This window comes from Streptomyces scopuliridis RB72 (assembly GCF_000718095.1).
GTDB lineage: Bacteria > Actinomycetota > Actinomycetes > Streptomycetales > Streptomycetaceae > Streptomyces > Streptomyces scopuliridis.
The window spans coordinates 48,162-65,190 of record NZ_JOEI01000021.1 but is presented as its reverse complement, the minus strand read 5'-3'; the positions used below and the strand labels follow the sequence as shown (position 1 = coordinate 65,190).

The 17,029-nt window shown below is 70.3% G+C and carries 16 protein-coding genes; 12 read left to right on the top strand and 4 right to left on the bottom strand.

Annotation, left to right across the window (positions count from 1 at the left end):
• Window positions 1-84: 84 nt before the first annotated feature.
• From IF11_RS0126090 to IF11_RS41030, 3 genes are all read left to right on the top strand, one after another.
• Complete coding sequence (locus tag IF11_RS0126090; RefSeq protein ID WP_030354171.1) at window positions 85-279, top strand: DUF1918 domain-containing protein; 195 nt, start codon at window positions 85-87, stop codon at window positions 277-279.
• Window positions 280-467: 188 nt separating this feature from the next.
• Window positions 468-1,031 (top strand): hypothetical protein, encoded by a 564-nt coding sequence (locus tag IF11_RS0126085; RefSeq protein WP_133243337.1) that lies wholly within the window; start codon window positions 468-470, stop codon window positions 1,029-1,031.
• 69 nt (window positions 1,032-1,100) lie between these two features.
• Window positions 1,101-1,250, top strand: coding sequence for a hypothetical protein (locus IF11_RS41030; protein ID WP_157848448.1), 150 nt, complete (start codon window positions 1,101-1,103; stop codon window positions 1,248-1,250).
• On the opposite strand, the gene IF11_RS41025 is transcribed toward IF11_RS41030, so the two are convergent.
• Complete coding sequence (locus tag IF11_RS41025) at window positions 1,247-1,576, bottom strand: hypothetical protein (protein WP_030354169.1); 330 nt, start codon at window positions 1,574-1,576, stop codon at window positions 1,247-1,249. The genes IF11_RS41030 and IF11_RS41025 overlap by 4 nt on opposite strands.
• 103 nt (window positions 1,577-1,679) lie before the next feature.
• Here IF11_RS41025 and IF11_RS0126070 point away from each other — a divergent pair, with 103 nt between their 5' ends.
• Complete coding sequence (locus IF11_RS0126070) at window positions 1,680-2,585, top strand: helix-turn-helix transcriptional regulator (RefSeq protein ID WP_030354168.1); 906 nt, start codon at window positions 1,680-1,682, stop codon at window positions 2,583-2,585.
• Here the strand turns inward: IF11_RS0126070 and IF11_RS0126065 are convergent.
• Window positions 2,552-4,051: an MFS transporter gene (locus tag IF11_RS0126065; protein ID WP_030354167.1), complete on the bottom strand. Its 1,500-nt coding sequence runs from the start codon at window positions 4,049-4,051 to the stop codon at window positions 2,552-2,554. The genes IF11_RS0126070 and IF11_RS0126065 overlap by 34 nt on opposite strands.
• A gap of 52 nt (window positions 4,052-4,103) precedes the next feature.
• Between IF11_RS0126065 and dusB the strand changes: the two genes are divergently transcribed.
• The gene (gene dusB / locus IF11_RS0126060; protein WP_030354166.1) at window positions 4,104-5,315 is read left to right on the top strand and encodes a tRNA dihydrouridine synthase DusB; all 1,212 of its coding nucleotides are present in this window, start codon (window positions 4,104-4,106) and stop codon (window positions 5,313-5,315) included.
• Window positions 5,316-5,354: 39 nt separating this feature from the next.
• On the opposite strand, the gene IF11_RS0126055 is transcribed toward dusB, so the two are convergent.
• Entirely contained in the window at window positions 5,355-6,137 is a 783-nt protein-coding gene (locus tag IF11_RS0126055) for a GntR family transcriptional regulator (RefSeq protein ID WP_030354165.1), read from the bottom strand.
• A 213-nt stretch (window positions 6,138-6,350) separates the two neighbouring features.
• Here IF11_RS0126055 and IF11_RS0126050 point away from each other — a divergent pair, with 213 nt between their 5' ends.
• The 7 genes from IF11_RS0126050 to IF11_RS0126020 all read left to right on the top strand — a co-directional run bounded on the left by IF11_RS0126050 (window position 6,351) and on the right by IF11_RS0126020 (window position 15,766).
• Window positions 6,351-7,499, top strand: coding sequence for an ABC transporter substrate-binding protein (locus IF11_RS0126050; RefSeq protein WP_206300750.1), 1,149 nt, complete (start codon window positions 6,351-6,353; stop codon window positions 7,497-7,499).
• Window positions 7,499-8,395 carry an ABC transporter permease gene (locus IF11_RS0126045; RefSeq protein ID WP_030354163.1) on the top strand — a complete coding sequence of 299 codons (897 nt, stop codon included), beginning with the start codon at window positions 7,499-7,501 and terminating at the stop codon, window positions 8,393-8,395. The genes IF11_RS0126050 and IF11_RS0126045 overlap by 1 nt, the downstream gene beginning before the upstream one ends.
• Window positions 8,383-9,339, top strand: a complete 957-nt coding sequence (locus tag IF11_RS0126040; RefSeq protein WP_037728572.1) for an ABC transporter permease — start codon at window positions 8,383-8,385, stop codon at window positions 9,337-9,339. Before IF11_RS0126045 ends, IF11_RS0126040 begins: the two co-directional genes overlap by 13 nt.
• A 7-nt stretch (window positions 9,340-9,346) precedes the next feature.
• Window positions 9,347-10,456, top strand: a complete 1,110-nt coding sequence (locus IF11_RS0126035; RefSeq protein ID WP_051746220.1) for an ABC transporter ATP-binding protein — start codon at window positions 9,347-9,349, stop codon at window positions 10,454-10,456.
• Window positions 10,453-11,118, top strand: coding sequence for an HAD family hydrolase (locus IF11_RS0126030; RefSeq protein ID WP_030354160.1), 666 nt, complete (start codon window positions 10,453-10,455; stop codon window positions 11,116-11,118). The genes IF11_RS0126035 and IF11_RS0126030 overlap by 4 nt, the downstream gene beginning before the upstream one ends.
• A gap of 356 nt (window positions 11,119-11,474) precedes the next feature.
• Complete coding sequence (gene ppdK / locus IF11_RS0126025; protein WP_030354159.1) at window positions 11,475-14,213, top strand: pyruvate, phosphate dikinase; 2,739 nt, start codon at window positions 11,475-11,477, stop codon at window positions 14,211-14,213.
• A 524-nt stretch (window positions 14,214-14,737) separates the two neighbouring features.
• The gene (locus IF11_RS0126020; RefSeq protein ID WP_030354158.1) at window positions 14,738-15,766 is read left to right on the top strand and encodes an ArsR/SmtB family transcription factor; all 1,029 of its coding nucleotides are present in this window, start codon (window positions 14,738-14,740) and stop codon (window positions 15,764-15,766) included.
• On the opposite strand, the gene IF11_RS0126015 is transcribed toward IF11_RS0126020, so the two are convergent.
• Window positions 15,736-16,893 carry an alkaline phosphatase PhoX gene (locus IF11_RS0126015; protein WP_030354157.1) on the bottom strand — a complete coding sequence of 386 codons (1,158 nt, stop codon included), beginning with the start codon at window positions 16,891-16,893 and terminating at the stop codon, window positions 15,736-15,738. The genes IF11_RS0126020 and IF11_RS0126015 overlap by 31 nt on opposite strands.
• Between the last annotated feature and the right edge of the window lie 136 nt (window positions 16,894-17,029).

Sequence of the window (17,029 nt, the reverse complement as noted above, 5' to 3'; positions counted from 1 at the left end):
AGGCGCGACACCCTCCTTCACCGAGGGCGACCGCACCGGCAGCTTCGTACACTCTCGGTTACATCGAGTGACATTGGAGTGATGATGAAAGCAAGCAAGGGCGACCGTCTCGTGATGCACGGCCGGGTGGTCGGCGAGCACGACCGGATCGTGGAAGTCGTGGAGGTGCTCGGGCAGGACGGCTCGCCTCCGTTCAAGGTACGCGCCAAGAACGGTCACGAATCGATCGTGTCGCCGGGCCCGGACACCGCGGTGGAGCCGCACTCGAAGCGCGAGTGAAGCACTGGTAACGCCGCGAGATGCCTGGTGACGGCGGTCGTACGGTCCCAACTGGACCCGCTGTCACCGGGCTTGAGCTGACGGGGCGCCCATGAAACCGGCGTCCCGCAGCTGTTTGGATCGATAAAACCGGCGGTATGGTCACGTCCGAACCTGTCTGTTCGAGATCTACGAACGAAGGGATGGGCATGGCTTTACGATCACTCCGCCGCGGAATAGGCAGCGTCTTCGCGGCATTAGCCGTCGCCGCGTCGCTCGGCGTGGCGGGCACCGGCTCGGCCCACGCTTCCACGAGCGCTTCCGACGGCGGCACGTCCGATGGCGTCAAGGGGGGTGCGTCCGCCGCTGTCGTGGGCACGGCCACGGTGAACTTCATCCACACCGCCACGGGCCGGGCGTACAGCTGCAACGTCTACCGGCCCAGCGCTATCGGCCAGAACCCCGGGCCGCGTCAGCTCGCCTGGAACGGAACCACCCTGTGTGACTTCCAGGTGCACATGCAGGGGGCCAGCGCCGCGTACGTCTGGGGCCAGGACATCGCCTACTACCCGGGCACCTGGTTCGACAACATAAGCACGATGAACTCGACGACCGGCCAGGTCACGGTATTCCCGGGCGCGTGGGGGGTGAACAACAACGTGCTGTTCTTCGTGCCGCCGGACTATACCGCCACTCCAGGGGACGGCTGCTCCTTCCAGAGCGCCACCACAGTTCACTGCACGGCGACCTCCGGGCCCCTTATCGTCTCGTAGGTCCCGGGGAAAGCGACCGGGAACCCCTGGCTGATGAATTCGGTTACCGGCGGCGGCCGGTGACGCGATGTGGGGCACGCTGCGCGTGATCAGCGCGGATTCCTGGACCGCTGGAACCAACGCCGCGACCAGCAGACCGACATCCCTGGCACGGAGACGGTCGGCCCGCTGGTCGCGGACGGTTCCACGCATCGCATGGTGCCGCGCGGCCCCCGCTAGCGCCAGGGCTGAGCCGTGACACCCCACGCGGCGGGCGACGCCTCCGCCAACTCCGCAGGGGCGAAGACTCGTTGCTCGTCGTGCCAGACGGCGGTGAGCCGGACCCCGAAGGGGAACTCGACGTTCGTGCCGTCCTCGAACGAGATCATCACGTGCGTGTCGGGGCCGCCCGGATGGCCGTCCAGCCACTGCACATACGCGACGACGGACGTGAGCGTCCCATCAGGACCCACGAGCCGGTACCCCTCCTCCACGCCCTGGGACAGGGTGGAGACCAGCGGGGACTGAAGACGAGCGGCCCGCTCGTCCCGGTAGTACGTCGCCATGCGCGCAGACTATCCGCGCGGTCGTCAGCCCGGTAGCCGGGAGTTCTTATCCTGGTACTGGGGCTACCTGGCAAGGGGCTGGGGCATGCGGCACCCTTGACACATGACCTCCACCATCGCGCAGGCCGGGAACGCGGCGCAGGCCGGGCAGGAGAGCGATATCCGGCGGCATGAGCTCGCGGGGTTCCTGCGCAGTCGCCGTGAGCGGATCATGCCCGAGCAGGTCGGGCTCGACCGGGGGAGCCGTCGGCGTACCCCCGGGCTGCGGCGCGAGGAGGTCGCCCAGCTCTCCGCTGTCGGTGTCACCTGGTACACCTGGCTTGAGCAGGCGCGGGCCATTCAGGTCTCCGCGCAGGTCCTCGACGCGCTCGCCCGCGCGCTTCTCCTCGACCCCAGCGAACGCGCGCATCTCTTCGCACTCGCCGGGGCGCTGGATCCCGCGCCCGGGACGCCGTGCCCCACCATCACGCCCTCGATCCGGCAGATGCTGGAGCGGCTGGAGCCCTTCCCGGCGTGTGTGCAGAACAGCCGGTACGACATCCTCGCGTACAACCGCACGTACGGTGTGATGATGTGCGACCTGGACGCGGTGCCGCCGCAGGACCGCAACTGCCTCTGGCTCGCCTTCACCAACGAGGATTTCCGCGCCGCCCTCGGCAATCGCGAGGAGACGACCCGGATCATGGCGGCCAAGTTCCGGGCCGCCATGGCGGAGCATCTCTCGGAGCCTCCCTGGAAGACGCTGCTCGGACGGTTGCGCGCGGCCTCGCCCGAGTTCCGGGAGGTCTGGGAGCGGCATGAGGTGGTCGCCCCGGTCGGGGACAGGACGAAGCGGTTCGTCAACGCCCAGGTGGGGCAGCTCAATCTGGAGCACACCAACCTCTGGCTCGGGCCGTCCGCGGGGCCCCGGCTGGTCAGCTATGTGCCGGTGGACGACGAGACCAGGCTCCGGCTGGAGAAGCTCCAGGCGTTCGCTCAGGCGTCCGCGCCGGTCCCCGCCGATTTCTGAGCGGGTACGTCCGAGGCTCTCTCGCTGTCGGTGCCGGCCGGCTCCAGGCGCTTCGCCGTACGGTGTGCCGTCCCCCGCGCCCAGGCGCCGCTGGTCAGCGCGCCCACCAGCAGGACGCAGACCCCGCACGCGGTGATGATCCACCAGGCCGGATGGCTCGCCTCCAGGAACCCCGTCTCGTACGAGGCGGAGGCCACCGCGCCCACCGTCCCGCCCGCCAGCACCGCGCCGATCACGGCCACGCCCAGCGTCTGGCCGATCTGGCGGCTGGTGGAGGCCACGGCGGCGGCGACGCCCGCCTGGGAGCGGGGCATTCCGGAGACGGCGGTGTTGGTGATCGGCGCGTTCACCATGCCGAAGCCGAGGCCGAAGAGCACATAGCCGGTGAACATCAGCGCGGTGGTCGCCTCCGCGTCGAACGCGGCGAACAGCACACCGCTCGCCGTCATCGCCGCCCCCGCGACCAGCAGCGAGAGGCGCGGGCCCCGGCTGCCGACGAGCCGGCCCGAGAGCGGGGCGCAGAGGAAGGTCATCGCGGCCATCGGCAGCATGTACAGCCCGGCGTGGAGCGCGGACAGACCCCGTACGTTCTGCAGATAGAGCGTGTTGAGGAAGAGGAACCCGCCGAGCGCGGCGAAGGCGCAGATGGCTATGACCGTCGCCCCGCTGAACGGCGCGCTGCGGAAGAACCGCAGGTCGATGAGTGGTTCGGCGCGCCTCGGCTCGTACAGCAGCAGCCCGGCGAGCGAGAGGACCGCGACGGCGGCGAAGGACAGGATCAGCGGTGAGGTCAGGCCCGCCGAGGGCGCCTCGATGATCGCGTAGGTGAGCGCGCCGAGTACGCCGATGACCAGCAGCTGTCCCACGGGATCGGGGCGGCGCGGCTTCGGGGCGCGCGACTCGGGCACGTACCGCCAGGTCAGGATCAGCGCGGCGATCCCGATCGGGAGGTTGATCCAGAAGATCGACCGCCAGCCGACCGAGTCCACCAGCAGTCCGCCGATCAGCGGGCCCGCCGCCATCGAGATACCGACGACACCGCCCCAGACGCCGATGGCGCGGGCGCGCTCGCGCGGGGCGGTGAAGGTGTTGGTGATGATCGACATCGCCACCGGATTGAGCATCGAGCCGCCGACCGCCTGCACCATACGGAAGGCGACCAGCGATTCGAGGTTCGGCGCGAGGGAGCAGAGCAGCGAGCCGAGCGTGAACAGGACGAGCCCGGCCTGGAAGACCCGGCGCCGGCCGATCCGGTCGGCGGTGGAGCCCGCGAGCATCAGCAGCGAGGCGAGGACGAGGGTGTAGGCGTCGATCGTCCACTGGAGCCCGGCGACCGAGGCATGCAGTTCCTTCTGCATGGAGGGCAGGGCGACATTGAGGACGGTGTTGTCGAGGCTGACGATCAACAGACTCATACAGCAGATCGCCAGCACCAGCATCCGCCGTCGGTGGCTCAGCTCGGGCATCCATTGATAGTACGACTAACTAATGACTCGCGTCGTGCGCGACAATGGGCGGATGACCGCTCCACTCTCCACGCTCGCCGCACCTCCGGCCGCGCCGCTGACCATCGGCCCCCACACCGTCCAGCCGCCGGTGGTGCTCGCCCCCATGGCCGGGATCACCAACGCCCCGTTCCGGACGCTGTGCCGGGAGTTCGCCGAAGGCGTGCGGGGGTTCGGGGGTCGCCCCCCGATGGACGCTGCCAGGAGGGGCAAGGGGCTGTTCGTCAGCGAGATGATCACCACCCGGGCGCTGGTGGAGCGCAATGAGAAGACCATGCAGCTCATTCACTTCGACGCGACCGAGACCCCGCGCTCGATCCAGCTGTACGGAGTGGACCCGGTCACCGTCGGCAAGGCGGTCCGCATGATCGTGGACGAGGATCTGGCCGACCATATCGATCTCAACTTCGGCTGCCCGGTGCCCAAGGTCACCCGCAGGGGCGGCGGCTCGGCCCTGCCGTACAAGCGGCCCCTGCTGCGGGCGATCCTGCGCGAGGCGGTGTCCAACGCCGGGGATCTGCCGGTCACGATGAAGATGCGCAAGGGCATCGACGACGACCACCTCACCTATCTCGACGCGGGGCGCATCGCGGTCGAGGCCGGCGTCACCGCGATCGCGCTGCATGGCAGGACCGCCGCCCAGCACTACGGCGGCACCGCGGACTGGGACGCCATCGCGCGGCTCAAGGAGCATGTCCCGGAGATCCCCGTGCTCGGAAACGGCGACATCTGGTCGGCGGACGACGCGCTGCGGATGGTGCGCGAGACCGGCTGTGACGGAGTGGTCGTGGGGCGCGGCTGTTTGGGGCGGCCCTGGCTCTTCGGGGACCTCGTCGCGGCTTTCGAGGGCAGGGGCGAGGCGGCGCGGCCCACGCTGCGCGAGGTCGCGGGCGTCATGCGGCGCCACGCCGAGCTGCTGGGGGAGTGGATCGGGGACGAGGCCCGTGGCGTGATCGACTTCCGTAAGCATGTGGCCTGGTACCTCAAGGGCTTCTCGGTCGGCTCGCAGCTGCGCAAGCAGCTGGCGATCACCTCGTCGCTCGCCGAGCTGGACGAGCTGATGGCCGGACTCGACCTGGACCAGCCGTGGCCGGACGGCGCGGACGGGCCGCGCGGGCGTACGTCCGGGAACAACCGGGTCGTCCTGCCGGACGGCTGGCTGAAGGACCCGTACGACTGCGCGGGCATCGGCGCGGACGCGGAGCTGGACACGTCGGGCGGCTGAGGCACCCTCGGCGGACCGGGCCGGGGTGCGCCCAGCCGCTCAGTCCCCGGACGGGCCTCTGGTCACCTCGGGACCCGCCTGCCGCTCCAGCGGCGCCGCCGCCGCGGAGTTGCTGACGCTGAACGCCACGCTGCCCGCGCGATAGCGGTCGTCGGTCCACTCGATGGGCCGGCCCGCCGCCGTGTTCGTCAGATGACGCTGCCGCAGCAGCGGGCTGGCCCGGCGGACCCGGAGCAGCCGGGCGTCCTCGCTGCCCGCCGCGACGGCGTCGATGAGGTGCTCGCCGTAGTGGGCGACGATTCCGGCGTTCTCCGCGATGCTGTTCATGATCGAGACGACATCGTCGGGCAGCGCGCGTACGACCGGCGCGACCCACTCCGTATACGCCGTGCGCTCGACCATCACCGGCTCCCCGTCCAGCCGCCGTACGCGCACGACGTACAGCACCTCGCTGTCCGGCGCGACACCCAGCCGGGACGCCTCCTCGGCGGTCGCGGGCCGGGTCGTACGGCTGAGGATCAGGCTGGAGACCTCGCAGCCCATGGCCTGGGCCCACTGCGCGAAGCTGTTGAGCTGCTGGAAGCTGTGGCGGCGCTCCTGGCGCAGGACGACGCGGCGCGCGCCCTGCCGGGAGCCGATCAGCCCCTCCGAGGCGAGCAGCCCGACCGCCTGCCGTACCGTGCCGCGCGAGACCGACCAGTGGGCCGCCAGATCGCTCTCCGAGGGGAGGCGGGCACCGACGGGGTGCTCGCCGCTCAGAATCGACTGCCGCAGCGCCTCGGCGATCTCCAGATAGCGCGAACCGCCCGTGTCCGAACCCACGCCCTGTCCCCCTTCTGAACTGTGTACAGGTACCCCGATTCGTCGGGGGCCCACGCCCCTCACTGTAACCACTCGGAATCGGCGGCCGGACCTTGCGGATACGGTCATGTGGCGTTCACTTCCGGGACACTTCCGCCGGGCGAACTGATGCCAGCTTGTATGAACAAGTTGCACACCCCCCGATGAAAAACACTTCGCTCCGGGAGACACAGCGTGACCCGATTCCGTCCTCGCGCCCACGGCCGGCTCATCGCCGCCGCGGCGCTCACCACCGCCGCGCTCACCGCGCTCACCGCCTGCGGCGCGGCGACCGAGGAGACCGGCACGGCCGCCGGAACCGCCGCCTCCGCCGCCGACTTCGGCGGGATCGACGCCCTCGTCACCGCCGCCGAGAAGGAGGGCACGCTCAATGTGATCGCTCTTCCGCCGGACTGGGCCAACTACGGCGAGGTCATCAAGGCGTTCGAGGCCAAGTACAAGATCAAGGTCAGCAGCGAGAACCCGGACGCCTCCAGCTCCGACGAGATCGCCGCCGTCAAGTCCCGCAAGGGCCAGAAGCGCGCGCCCGACGTCCTCGACCTCGGGATCGCCTTCGCCCGCAGCGGGGCCGCCGAGAACCTCTTCGCGCCGTACAAGGTCGAGGCGTGGGACAAGATCCCGGAGGCCCAGAAGGAGAAGGACGGCCGCTGGTTCAACGACTACGGCGGCTATGTCTCGATCGGCTGCGACGCGGCCCGGATCAAGAACTGCCCCCAGACCTTCGCCGATCTCCTCAAGCCCGAGTACAAGGGCAAGGTGGCGCTCAACGGCAACCCCACCAAGTCCGGTTCGGCCTTCGGCGGCGTGTACGCGGCGTCGCTCGCCAACAAGGGCTCCTTCGGCGACATCCAGCCCGGTATCGACTTCTTCGGCAAGCTGAAGAAGAACGGCAACTTCATCCCCGTCGAGTCCACCCCGGCCACGGTCGAGAAGGGCGAGACGCCCATCAGCATCGACTGGGACTACCTCAACGCCGGTTACGCCGACCAGTTCCGCGGCAAGGGCGTCGACTGGAAGGTCGCCATCCCGGCCGACGGCGTGTACGCGCAGTACTACTCGCAGGCCATCAACAAGGACGCGCCCCACCCGGCCGCCGCCCGGCTCTGGATGGAGTTCCTGTACAGCGCCGAGGGCCAGAACCTGTGGCTGAAGGGGTACGCGCGCCCCGTGCTGCTGCCCTCGATGACCACGGAAGGCACCGCCGACAAGACCTTCGTCGCCAAGCTCCCCAAGGTCGAGGGCACCCCGAGCTTCCCCGAGTCCGCCGAGCTGGACGCGGCCAACGCCACCCTCGCCGAGAACTGGGACAAGGCCGTCTCCTGATGCCCGCCCCCTCCTCGTCCGCACCGGGCGCCGCCGACGGAACACGCCGTCGGCGGCGGGCGCCGCGCGCCTGGCTCGGCGCCCTCCCGCTGCTCGTCTTCGCCGCGCTCTGCTTCGGGCTGCCGGTCGGCGCGCTGCTGTACGGGGCCGTCACCCGCGACGACCCGGCCACCGGCGCCACCGCCCTGACCGGTGAACACCTTCAGCGTTCGCTCCAGGGCCCGTATCTGACCTCGCTGGCCGGCAGCGTCGAACTCTCCGCGCTGACCGCCGTGATCGCCACCCTGCTCGGCACGCTGATCGCCCAGGCGGTCGTCACCTCACGCGGCGGCGCACTCCGCAACGCCGTGCTCACCGCCTCCGGGGTGCTCGCCAACTTCGGCGGTATCCCGCTGGCGTTCGCGTTCGTCGCCACCCTCGGCATCTCCGGTGTGGTCACCCGGCTCGGCCATCTCGACAGCGCCGGCTGGAACCTGTACTCCTTCACCGGACTCGCCGTCATCTACCTCTACTTCCTGGTGCCGTTGATGGTGCTGGTGAGCGTTCCGGCGCTGGACGGCCTGCGCCCGCAGTGGCGCGAGGCCGCGCAGAACGCCGGGGCCACCAGCTGGCAGTTCTGGCGCCATGTCGGACTGCCGGTCCTCGCGCCCTCGCTGCTCGGCGGGTTCGTGCTGCTCTTCGGCAGCGCCTTCGCCGCGCACGCCACCGCCGCCGCGCTGGTGGGCGGTTCGGTCCCGCTGGTCACGCTGAAGATCGCGGACGCGCTCTCCGGCAACGTCCTGGTCGGACAGGAGAACGTGGCGCTCGCGCTGAGCCTCGACATGATCGTGATCGCCGGGCTGGTCATGGCGGTCTATCTGCCCCTCCAGCGACGGAGCACCCGATGGCTGCACTGACACCGACCGCCGCCCCCGCCCCCGGAGGGACCCCGCGTCGGGCGCGGGACCCCAAGGCCGTACGGGTACGGGCACGCCGCCGCCCCCGCGTCTGGCGCGGCGCGGTGCTGGCGCTCGCCGGGCTCTACTTCCTCGTACCGCTGCTGTCCTCGTTCGTCTTCACGGTGCACACGCCGGGACAGGGCGTCTCCTTCGCCGCGTACACCGGGATCCTCTCCGCCGAGGGCTTCACCCGGAGCCTGCTGCTCTCCCTCGGGCTGGCCGCCGCCACCATCCTGCTCGCGCTGCTGCTGGCCGTGCCGGCGCTGGTCGGCGTACGGCTGGGCGCGCCGCGGCTGCGGCCGCTCGTCGAGATCGTCTGCATGCTGCCGCTGGTGGTGCCGCCGATCGCGCTGGTCACCGGCGTCACGACCGTGCTGCGCTGGGGACCGGACCATCTCTCCCGTACCCCGCTCTACCAGACCTTCCTGGCCGTGCAGAACGAGTCGTTCCCGGTCGTGCTGGTGCTCGCCTACACCGTGCTCGCGCTGCCGTTCGTCTACCGCTCGCTGGACGCCGGGCTGCGCGCCGTGGACGTACCGACCCTGGTGGAGGCCGCGCGCAACTGCGGGGCGAGCAGGCTGTATGTGATCCTGCGGGTCATCCTGCCCAACCTCCGCTCCTCGCTGGCCGGTGCCTCCTTCCTCACCCTGGCGCTGGTGCTCGGGGAGTACACGATCGCCTCGCTGCTCGGCTTCCGGCCGTTCGCGGTGTGGATCGTCTCCGTCTCCGGCGCGCAGGCGCGGATGTCGGTGGCGGTGTCGCTGCTCAGCCTGCTGATCACCTGGGCGCTGCTGCTGCTCCTGTCGCGTGCGGGGACCCGCGCCGCCTCGGCAACTCCCGCGCCGCCCGCCCCTTCCGGCACTTCCGCCTCTCTCACCTCTCCCGCCTCCGGCAAGGAGTAGACCTCCCATGTCACTCACCTCGACAGCAACCGAAGACCGTCCGGAGGAGGGGACCACGTCCACGACCGGAGCGCTGGTCGAATTCCGCGGTCTGCGCCGGGCGTTCGGCCCGACCGTCGCCCTCGACGGACTCGATCTGACGGCGCGGCCCGGTGAACTCCTCGCCCTGCTGGGCCCCTCGGGCTGCGGCAAGACCACGGCGCTGCGGGTCCTGGCCGGCTTCGAGCAGCCGGACTCGGGCGAGGTGCTGGTGGACGGCGAGGACATCACCCGCGTACCGGCCAACCGGCGCGACGCGGGCATGGTCTTCCAGTCGTACAGCCTCTTCCCGCATCTCAACGCCCGCGACAACGTGGCGTTCGGACTTCGGGTGCGCAAGGTGTCCGCCGCCGAGCGGCGCGCCCGCGCGGCCGAACTCCTCGACCTGGTCGGCCTTCCCGAACACGGCGACCGCTATCCGCACCAGATGTCCGGCGGCCAGCAGCAGCGGGTCGCGCTGGCCCGCGCGCTGGCGCTGCGCCCGCGCGTCCTGCTGCTGGACGAACCGCTCTCGGCACTCGATGCCAAGGTCCGGCTGACGCTGCGCGAGGAGATCCGGCGGCTCCAGCTGTCGCTGGGCATCACCACCATCTTCGTCACCCATGACCAGGAGGAGGCGCTCTCCATGGCCGACCGGGTGGCGGTGCTCAACGCGGGCCGGCTGGAGCAGTGCGCGCCGCCCGCGGAGCTGTACGAGCGGCCCGCCACGGCGTTCGTCGCCGAGTTCGTCGGCACCATGAACCGGCTGGCCGGGCGGCTCACGGACGGCGGGCAGGTCGAGGTCGCGGGCGTCACCCTGCCCGTGGACGGCGAACTTCCCGCGAGCCGGGAGGTGGAGGTGCTGATCCGTCCCGAGAACATCACCGCCACCGCCGATCCGGCCGGTACGGCGACGGTCGTCTCCGCGTCCTTCTTCGGCTCGGTCACGCGCGTGCTGCTCGATCTGCCCGGCGGCGGTTCGGTGAAGTCCGATGTGCCGTCCCGGGACGCGGGCGAACTGGTCCCGGGGGTACGGGCGACGGTCGAGCCCGCGCGGCGCCCGGTCCTCGTGGTGCCGGCCCCGGGCAGCGGCGCGTGAGGACGGCGACGACGCCCGCGGCCGTCCTCTTCGACATGGACGGCACCCTCGTGGACACCGAGGTGCTGTGGTGGGAGTCGGCGGACGAGATCGCCGGGAGCCTCGGCCACCGGCTCACCGGCGCGGACGCCCCGGAGGTGGTCGGCCGGGCGGTCGCCGACACCGCCGCTCATCTGGTGCGGGTCACCGGCGGCGGATGCGCCGATACGGTCGCCGCGGAGCTGACCGGGTCCTTCTTCCGGCGCGTGGAGGCGGGGGCGCCGCTGCGGCCGGGCGCCCGGCGGCTGCTGGCCGAACTGGAGCGGGCCGAGGTGCCTTTCGCGCTGGTGAGCGCTTCCCCTCGGGTCGTCGTGGACTCGGTGGTCGCGGGCTCGCTGGCCGATGTGCCGTTCGCGTTCACGCTCTCCGCCGACGACACCGTACGGACCAAGCCGCACCCCGATCCCTACCGGGCGGCGGCCGAGCGGCTCGGTGTCGGGCCCGCCGTGTGTGTCGCCGTGGAGGACTCGCCGGACGGCAGCGCCTCGGCCCAGGCGGCCGGGTGCGCGGTGCTGGTGGTGCCCTCGCTGCTGCCGGTGGACCCGGCGGCGGGGCGGTACTTCGCCCGGAGTCTGGAGGATGTCGACCTGGCGGTGCTGAGGGGCTGCGCAGGCGTCGGATAGGCCATTCGAGAGCGTGATTCTCGCCACGTTTGATGTGGGCAAAGCTCAGATGAGCGGATCTTGAGCGAGTGCAGAACAGAAAGGGTGGCACGCAGTGCCACCCTTTCTGTGTTCATCACTTGAACTCAGACGGCGATGTCATCACTCATATGAGCGCGTCCGGTCATGTGCGGGTCATGGCCGCTTCGAGGGGTGAAGGAGACCGGGCGGGCCGACCACGCCACGGCCACTTTCGATCTGCTGGCGGACGGGTGGTTAAGGCCGTATGACAGGCAAGTGGCCGTACCCAGGCACCTTCGATCTGGGTATGTTCCTCGCCGTCAGGGCAGCCACCGCGTCCTTGAGGAGTCGGACCCGTGTCGGAAAACAGCGATCCCCATGTAGCCACCCCCACGCTCCAGGGCGAGAAGTTCGTCTATGACTTCACCGAGGGCAACAAGGATCTGAAGCATCTCCTCGGCGGCAAGGGTGCCAATCTCGCCGAGATGACCAACCTCGGGCTGCCTGTCCCGCCGGGCTTCACCATCACCACCGAGGCCTGCAACATCTATCTCGACAGCGGTGCCGAACCGGCCGCTCTGCGCGACGAGGTGAGTGCGCATCTCGACGCCCTCGAACAGAAGATGGCGAAGAGGCTCGGCCAGGCCGACGACCCGCTGCTCGTCTCCGTACGCTCAGGCGCCAAGTTCTCCATGCCCGGCATGATGGACACCGTCCTGAACGTCGGGCTCTCCGACGCCTCCGTCGCCGGACTTGCCGCGCAGGCGGGCGACGAGCGCTTCGCCTGGGACTCGTACCGCCGGCTGATCCAGATGTTCGGCAAGACCGTGCTCGGGGTCGACGGCGAACTCTTCGAAGAGGCGCTGGAGGAGGCCAAGCGGGCCAAGAACGCCGCCACCGACGTGGATCTGGAGACCGCCGACCTCAAGAAGCTGGTCGAGCGGTTCAAGAAGATCGTCTCCCGGGAGGCGGGCCGCGACTTCCCGCAGGATCCGCGCGAGCAGATGGATCTGGCGATCCGCGCGGTCTTCGAGTCCTGGAACACTGACCGGGCCAAGCTCTACCGCCGTCAGGAGCGCATCCCCGGCGATCTCGGCACCGCCGTCACGATCTGTTCCATGGTCTTCGGCAACCTCGGCCCGGACTCGGGTACGGGCGTCGCCTTCACCCGCGACCCCGCCAGCGGCCACCAGGGCGTGTATGGCGACTACCTCCAGAACGCGCAGGGCGAGGATGTCGTCGCGGGCATCCGCAACACCGTGGCGCTGGCCGAGCTGGAGCAGATCGACAAGAAGTCGTACGACCAGCTCATGGGCATCATGGAGACCCTGGAGACGCACTACCGGGATCTGTGCGACATCGAATTCACCATCGAGCGCGGCCAGTTGTGGATGCTCCAGACACGCGTCGGCAAGCGCACCGCGGGCGCCGCCTTCCGGATCGCCACCCAACTCGTCGACCAGGGACTGATCGACGAGGCCGAGGCGCTCCAGCGCGTCAACGGCGCCCAGCTCGCCCAGCTGATGTTCCCGCGCTTCGACGAGAACGCGAAGCGGCAGCTGCTCGGGCGCGGGATCGCCGCGTCGCCGGGCGCGGCCGTCGGCAAGGCGGTCTTCGACTCGTACACCGCCATCAAGTGGTCCCGGTCCGGTGAGAAGGTCATCCTCATCCGCCGCGAGACCAACCCCGACGACCTGGACGGGATGATCGCCGCCGAGGGCATCCTCACCTCACGCGGCGGCAAGACCTCGCACGCCGCCGTCGTCGCCCGGGGCATGGGCAAGACCTGTGTCTGCGGCGCCGAGGAGCTGGAGGTCGACACCAAGTCCCGCCGGCTGACGGCCGACGGGACCGTCATCGAGGAGGGCGACGTCGTCTCCATCGACGGCTCGACCGGCAAGGTCTACCTCGGTGAGGTCCCGGTCGTCCCGTCGCCCGTCGTCGAGTACTTCGAGGGACGGATGCACGCGGGCGCCGACGACGCCGACGAGCTGGTGGAGGCCGTCCACCGGATCATGGCGTACGCCGACCGCCGCCGCAGGCTGCGGGTGCGCGCCAACGCCGACAACGCCGAGGACGCGCTGCGCGCCCGCCGCTTCGGCGCGCAGGGCATCGGGCTGTGCCGTACGGAGCACATGTTCCTGGGCGAGCGTCGAGGGATGGTCGAGAAGCTGATCCTCGCCGACACGGACGACGAACGGGAAGAGGCGCTGGGCGCGCTGCTGCCGCTCCAGAAGAAGGACTTCATCGAGCTGTTCGAGGCGATGGACGGCCTGCCGGTGACGGTCCGGCTGCTCGACCCGCCGCTGCACGAGTTCCTGCCCGACATCACGGAACTGTCGGTACGGGTCGCCCTCGCCGAGGCCCGCAAGGACCACAACGAGAACGATCTGCGCCTCCTCCAGGCCGTGCACAAGCTCCATGAGCAGAACCCGATGCTCGGTCTGCGCGGGGTACGGCTGGGCCTGGTCATCCCCGGGCTGTTCGCCATGCAGGTACGCGCCATCGCGGAGGCGGCGGCCGAGCGCAAGAACGCCAAGGGCGACCCGCGCCCGGAGATCATGATTCCGCTCGTCGGCACCGTCCAGGAGCTGGAGATCGTCAGGGACGAGGCCGAGCAGGTCATCGCCGAGGTCGAACGGGCCACCGGCGTCGAACTCAAACTGGCGCTCGGCACGATGATCGAGCTGCCGCGCGCCGCGCTGACCGCCGGACAGATCGCGGAGGCGGCGGAGTTCTTCTCGTTCGGTACGAACGACCTCACCCAGACCGTCTGGGGCTTCTCCCGCGACGACGTGGAGGCGAGCTTCTTCACGGCGTACCTGGAGAAGGGCATCTTCGGGGTCTCCCCATTCGAGACGATCGACCGGGACGGCGTCGGCGCGCTCGTACGGAGCGCGGCCGAGGCGGGCCGGGCGACCCGGCCGGGGCTCAAGCTCGGCGTCTGCGGTGAGCACGGCGGCGACCCGGAGTCGGTGCAGTTCTTCCACGAGGTGGGTCTGGACTATGTCTCCTGCTCGCCGTTCCGGATCCCGGTGGCGCGGCTGGAGGCGGGCCGCGCGGCGGCGTCGTCGGCCGGCAGCGATTCCCGGTGACTCCCGATGGCACCGGTGAGGGCGTCCGATGATTCCCGAGAGAAAGTGGGGGATTTCCTCTGAACACCGGAGCCGCATTGCCGGTTGATCCCTGACCCTCGCCGGACCGGCGGGGTGGCTCCGGGGCACAGAGAAGGGGCGGGCGCCTTGTGCGGAGGCGCCTGCCCCTTCGTCATGTGCGGACGGTGAGTGCTGTGTTGAATTGCCCGCCGGGTAACGGCGGGCAACAGTAGGGCGCGACCGGTGGATCCCCACCCACCGGTCGCGCCCCTTTTACGCGGGCCGGACATGGAGCCGCAACCTCGACCGACCGCCGCCGAGCGGGCAAAGCCCCCCACGGTCTTCGCCACGCCTATTCGGTCGTCCAGGTTTCATGCCCGACGAGGTACAGCTTTTCGCTTCGCGCGCGCCACCGCGAAGCGTTTCAACTGTGGCCGAAACACCGTGGTAACAGCCCGTGATGACCTGCATACTCAGTGCTGGGGGCTGCTGGGGAGATAGTGGATGCAACAAGTGGAGATTTGATGCTGCGTATTCATTTCACCGGGAAGGACCTCGGCGGGGTCCGGATGGCCGCCGGGCCCGACCCGCTGTGGGAAACGATTCTCAGCTTTCATCGAATAAGAGACCGGCGCGGTCCGCTCGCCTACGGGGAATGGCGCAGGGAAACACGGACCCGGTTGAATGGTGAAACAAGTCTGCTCTCCGCGCTCGTTCCACAGCGCGGTTATTTCCCGGATTTCCTGACGCCCGCTCAGGGACGGCTCGGCTTTGACGCGGGGCTGGAGGAGGGCTTTGAGGCGCTGCGCGCCACGCCGCGGGAAAGAATCCGCGCCGAACTCGCCCTGCTCGCCGTGGGCGATAGGCGCGGCGGAGACCTGGGCGGACGGCTGGCCTCGCTCGCCGACGGCGGTCCCGGCTGCCTCGGCCGGCTCGTCGAGGCGCTGCGTGCGTACCACCGCGCCGCCGTCGAGCCGTACTGGCCCCATATCCGGGCCAGGGCCGAGGCGGACCGGGCGCTGCGCGGCCGCGCGCTGCTCGACGGCGGCGCGGACGAACTGCTCTCCACGCTGCCGCCGATGCTGCGCTGGCGCTCCCCGGTGCTGGAGGCCGACTACCCGGTCGACCGCGAACTGCGCCTGGACGGGCGGGGGCTGCTGCTCCAGCCGTCGTTCTTCTGCCGCTCCACGCCGGTCGTCCACCGCGACCCCACGCTGCCGCCCGTCCTGGTCTATCCCGTCACGCACTCCGACGCGCCCGCCGTCACGGAGCGTGGCGGACCTACGCTCGGCCGGCTCGTCGGGCATACGCGTTCGGCCGTTCTGCGCGCCATCGAGCACGGCTCGACCACGAGCGAGCTGGCTCGCAGAACCGGCGTGTCGCTCGCCTCCGCCAGCCAGCACGCCTGCGTCCTGCGCGAGGCGGGGCTCGTCGTCACCCTGCGGCACGGCAACGCCGTGCTGCACACCCTCACCCCGCTGGGCGCCGCCCTGCTGCGGGGCGGCGGCCCCTCGGCAGGGCTCTACGCCCGGAACGGCCCGGTGACCTCGTAGGTGATACCGCCCGACGAACTCCCGCTGGTACCGCGCTGGCTGGAGAAGTAGAGCCGCTTGCCGTCCGGCGAGAAGGCCGGTCCGGTGATCTCCGAGCCGGACTGGCCGCCGATCCGCAGGAACGGCGCGACGACATCGTCAGGGGTGATCACACAGATCTCCATGTTCCCGCCGTCCTCCGCGACGAAGAGATCGCCGGAGGAGGAGCCGGTGACATTGTCGACACCGGTCAGCGGCGCCGTACCGGAGACGAGCGAGTCGTCGTAGGCCAGCTCGATGGTCCCCGCGGCCACGTTGTACTGCCAGACCCGGTTGTCGCCCTTGGTCGTGAACCAGCAGGTGTCGTCGGCGTAGTAGCAGCCCTCGCCGCCGTTGAAGCGCTTGGCGCCGGAGACCTGGTTACGGGTGGCCGTCGAGGCGCCGCTCGGGTCGGGGACCGCCGCCCAGCTCACCGGACCGCTCGTGCCCGTACCGGCGACCAGGACTTCCAGCCGGCCCGCCGACAGATCGCCCCAGGTGGTGGGCGTGAAGCGGTAGAAGCAGCCGTCGGTGGTGTCCTCGGTGAGATAGATGGTCCTGCGTACGGGGTCCGCGGCGGCGGCCTCGTGCTTGAAACGGCCGATGGCGTCCCGTCGTACCGGCGCCTTCACGCCCCACGGGTCGGTCTCGTAGACATAGCCGCGGTCCACCTCCTCGCAGGAGAGCCAGGTGTTCCACGGCGTCTTGCCGCCCGCGCAGTTCTGCCGGGTGCCGGAGAGGATCCGGTACGCGGCGGTGATCGCGCCCGTCGAGGAGAAGCGGACCGCGCTCGCGCCGCCCGACGGGTCGATCTCCGAGTTGGAGACATAGATCCAGCCGGTGCCGTCGGCGTAACAGGCGCCGCCGTCCGGGGCGTTGTGCCAGCTGTACGACGTGCCGGTGACCTGCTGTCCCGACCGGGCGATGACCCGGCTGGTGAATCCGGCGGGAAGCCGGATGTTGTTGGCGTCCGCCGTGCCGAGTGCTCCGTAGGGGCCCGTGCCCGGCTGGGCGGGCGCGGCGTAGGCCGCGCCGCGCCACAGGGTGCCGCCGAAGGCCGCGGCCGAGGTGCCGATGACCGCTCCGCGCAGGAAACTGCGACGTTCCACTGGTCGCTCCATGGTGGTGTCGTGACCGCCCCGCGGCGCCGGCCGACGTCACGGGGTCGCGCGTCGCAGGAGCCTAGGGGACGCGCATGGACGTCGGCTGAACGAGCGGTGAGAAAACGTCATCCCGGCGGGGGGA

Bases quoted from the DNA above. Each gene is read 5' to 3' on its own strand.
- IF11_RS0126090 (WP_030354171.1), top strand. From the start codon at position 85: ATGAAAGCAAGCAAGGGCGACCGTCTCGTGATGCACGGCCGGGTGGTC.
- IF11_RS0126085 (WP_133243337.1), top strand. From the start codon at position 468: ATGGCTTTACGATCACTCCGCCGCGGAATAGGCAGCGTCTTCGCGGCA.
- IF11_RS41025 (WP_030354169.1), bottom strand. From the start codon at position 1,576: ATGGCGACGTACTACCGGGACGAGCGGGCCGCTCGTCTTCAGTCCCCG.
- IF11_RS0126070 (WP_030354168.1), top strand. From the start codon at position 1,680: ATGACCTCCACCATCGCGCAGGCCGGGAACGCGGCGCAGGCCGGGCAG.
- IF11_RS0126065 (WP_030354167.1), bottom strand. From the start codon at position 4,051: ATGCCCGAGCTGAGCCACCGACGGCGGATGCTGGTGCTGGCGATCTGC.
- dusB (WP_030354166.1), top strand. From the start codon at position 4,104: ATGACCGCTCCACTCTCCACGCTCGCCGCACCTCCGGCCGCGCCGCTG.
- IF11_RS0126045 (WP_030354163.1), top strand. From the start codon at position 7,499: ATGCCCGCCCCCTCCTCGTCCGCACCGGGCGCCGCCGACGGAACACGC.
- IF11_RS0126040 (WP_037728572.1), top strand. From the start codon at position 8,383: ATGGCTGCACTGACACCGACCGCCGCCCCCGCCCCCGGAGGGACCCCG.
- IF11_RS0126035 (WP_051746220.1), top strand. From the start codon at position 9,347: ATGTCACTCACCTCGACAGCAACCGAAGACCGTCCGGAGGAGGGGACC.
- IF11_RS0126020 (WP_030354158.1), top strand. From the start codon at position 14,738: ATGCTGCGTATTCATTTCACCGGGAAGGACCTCGGCGGGGTCCGGATG.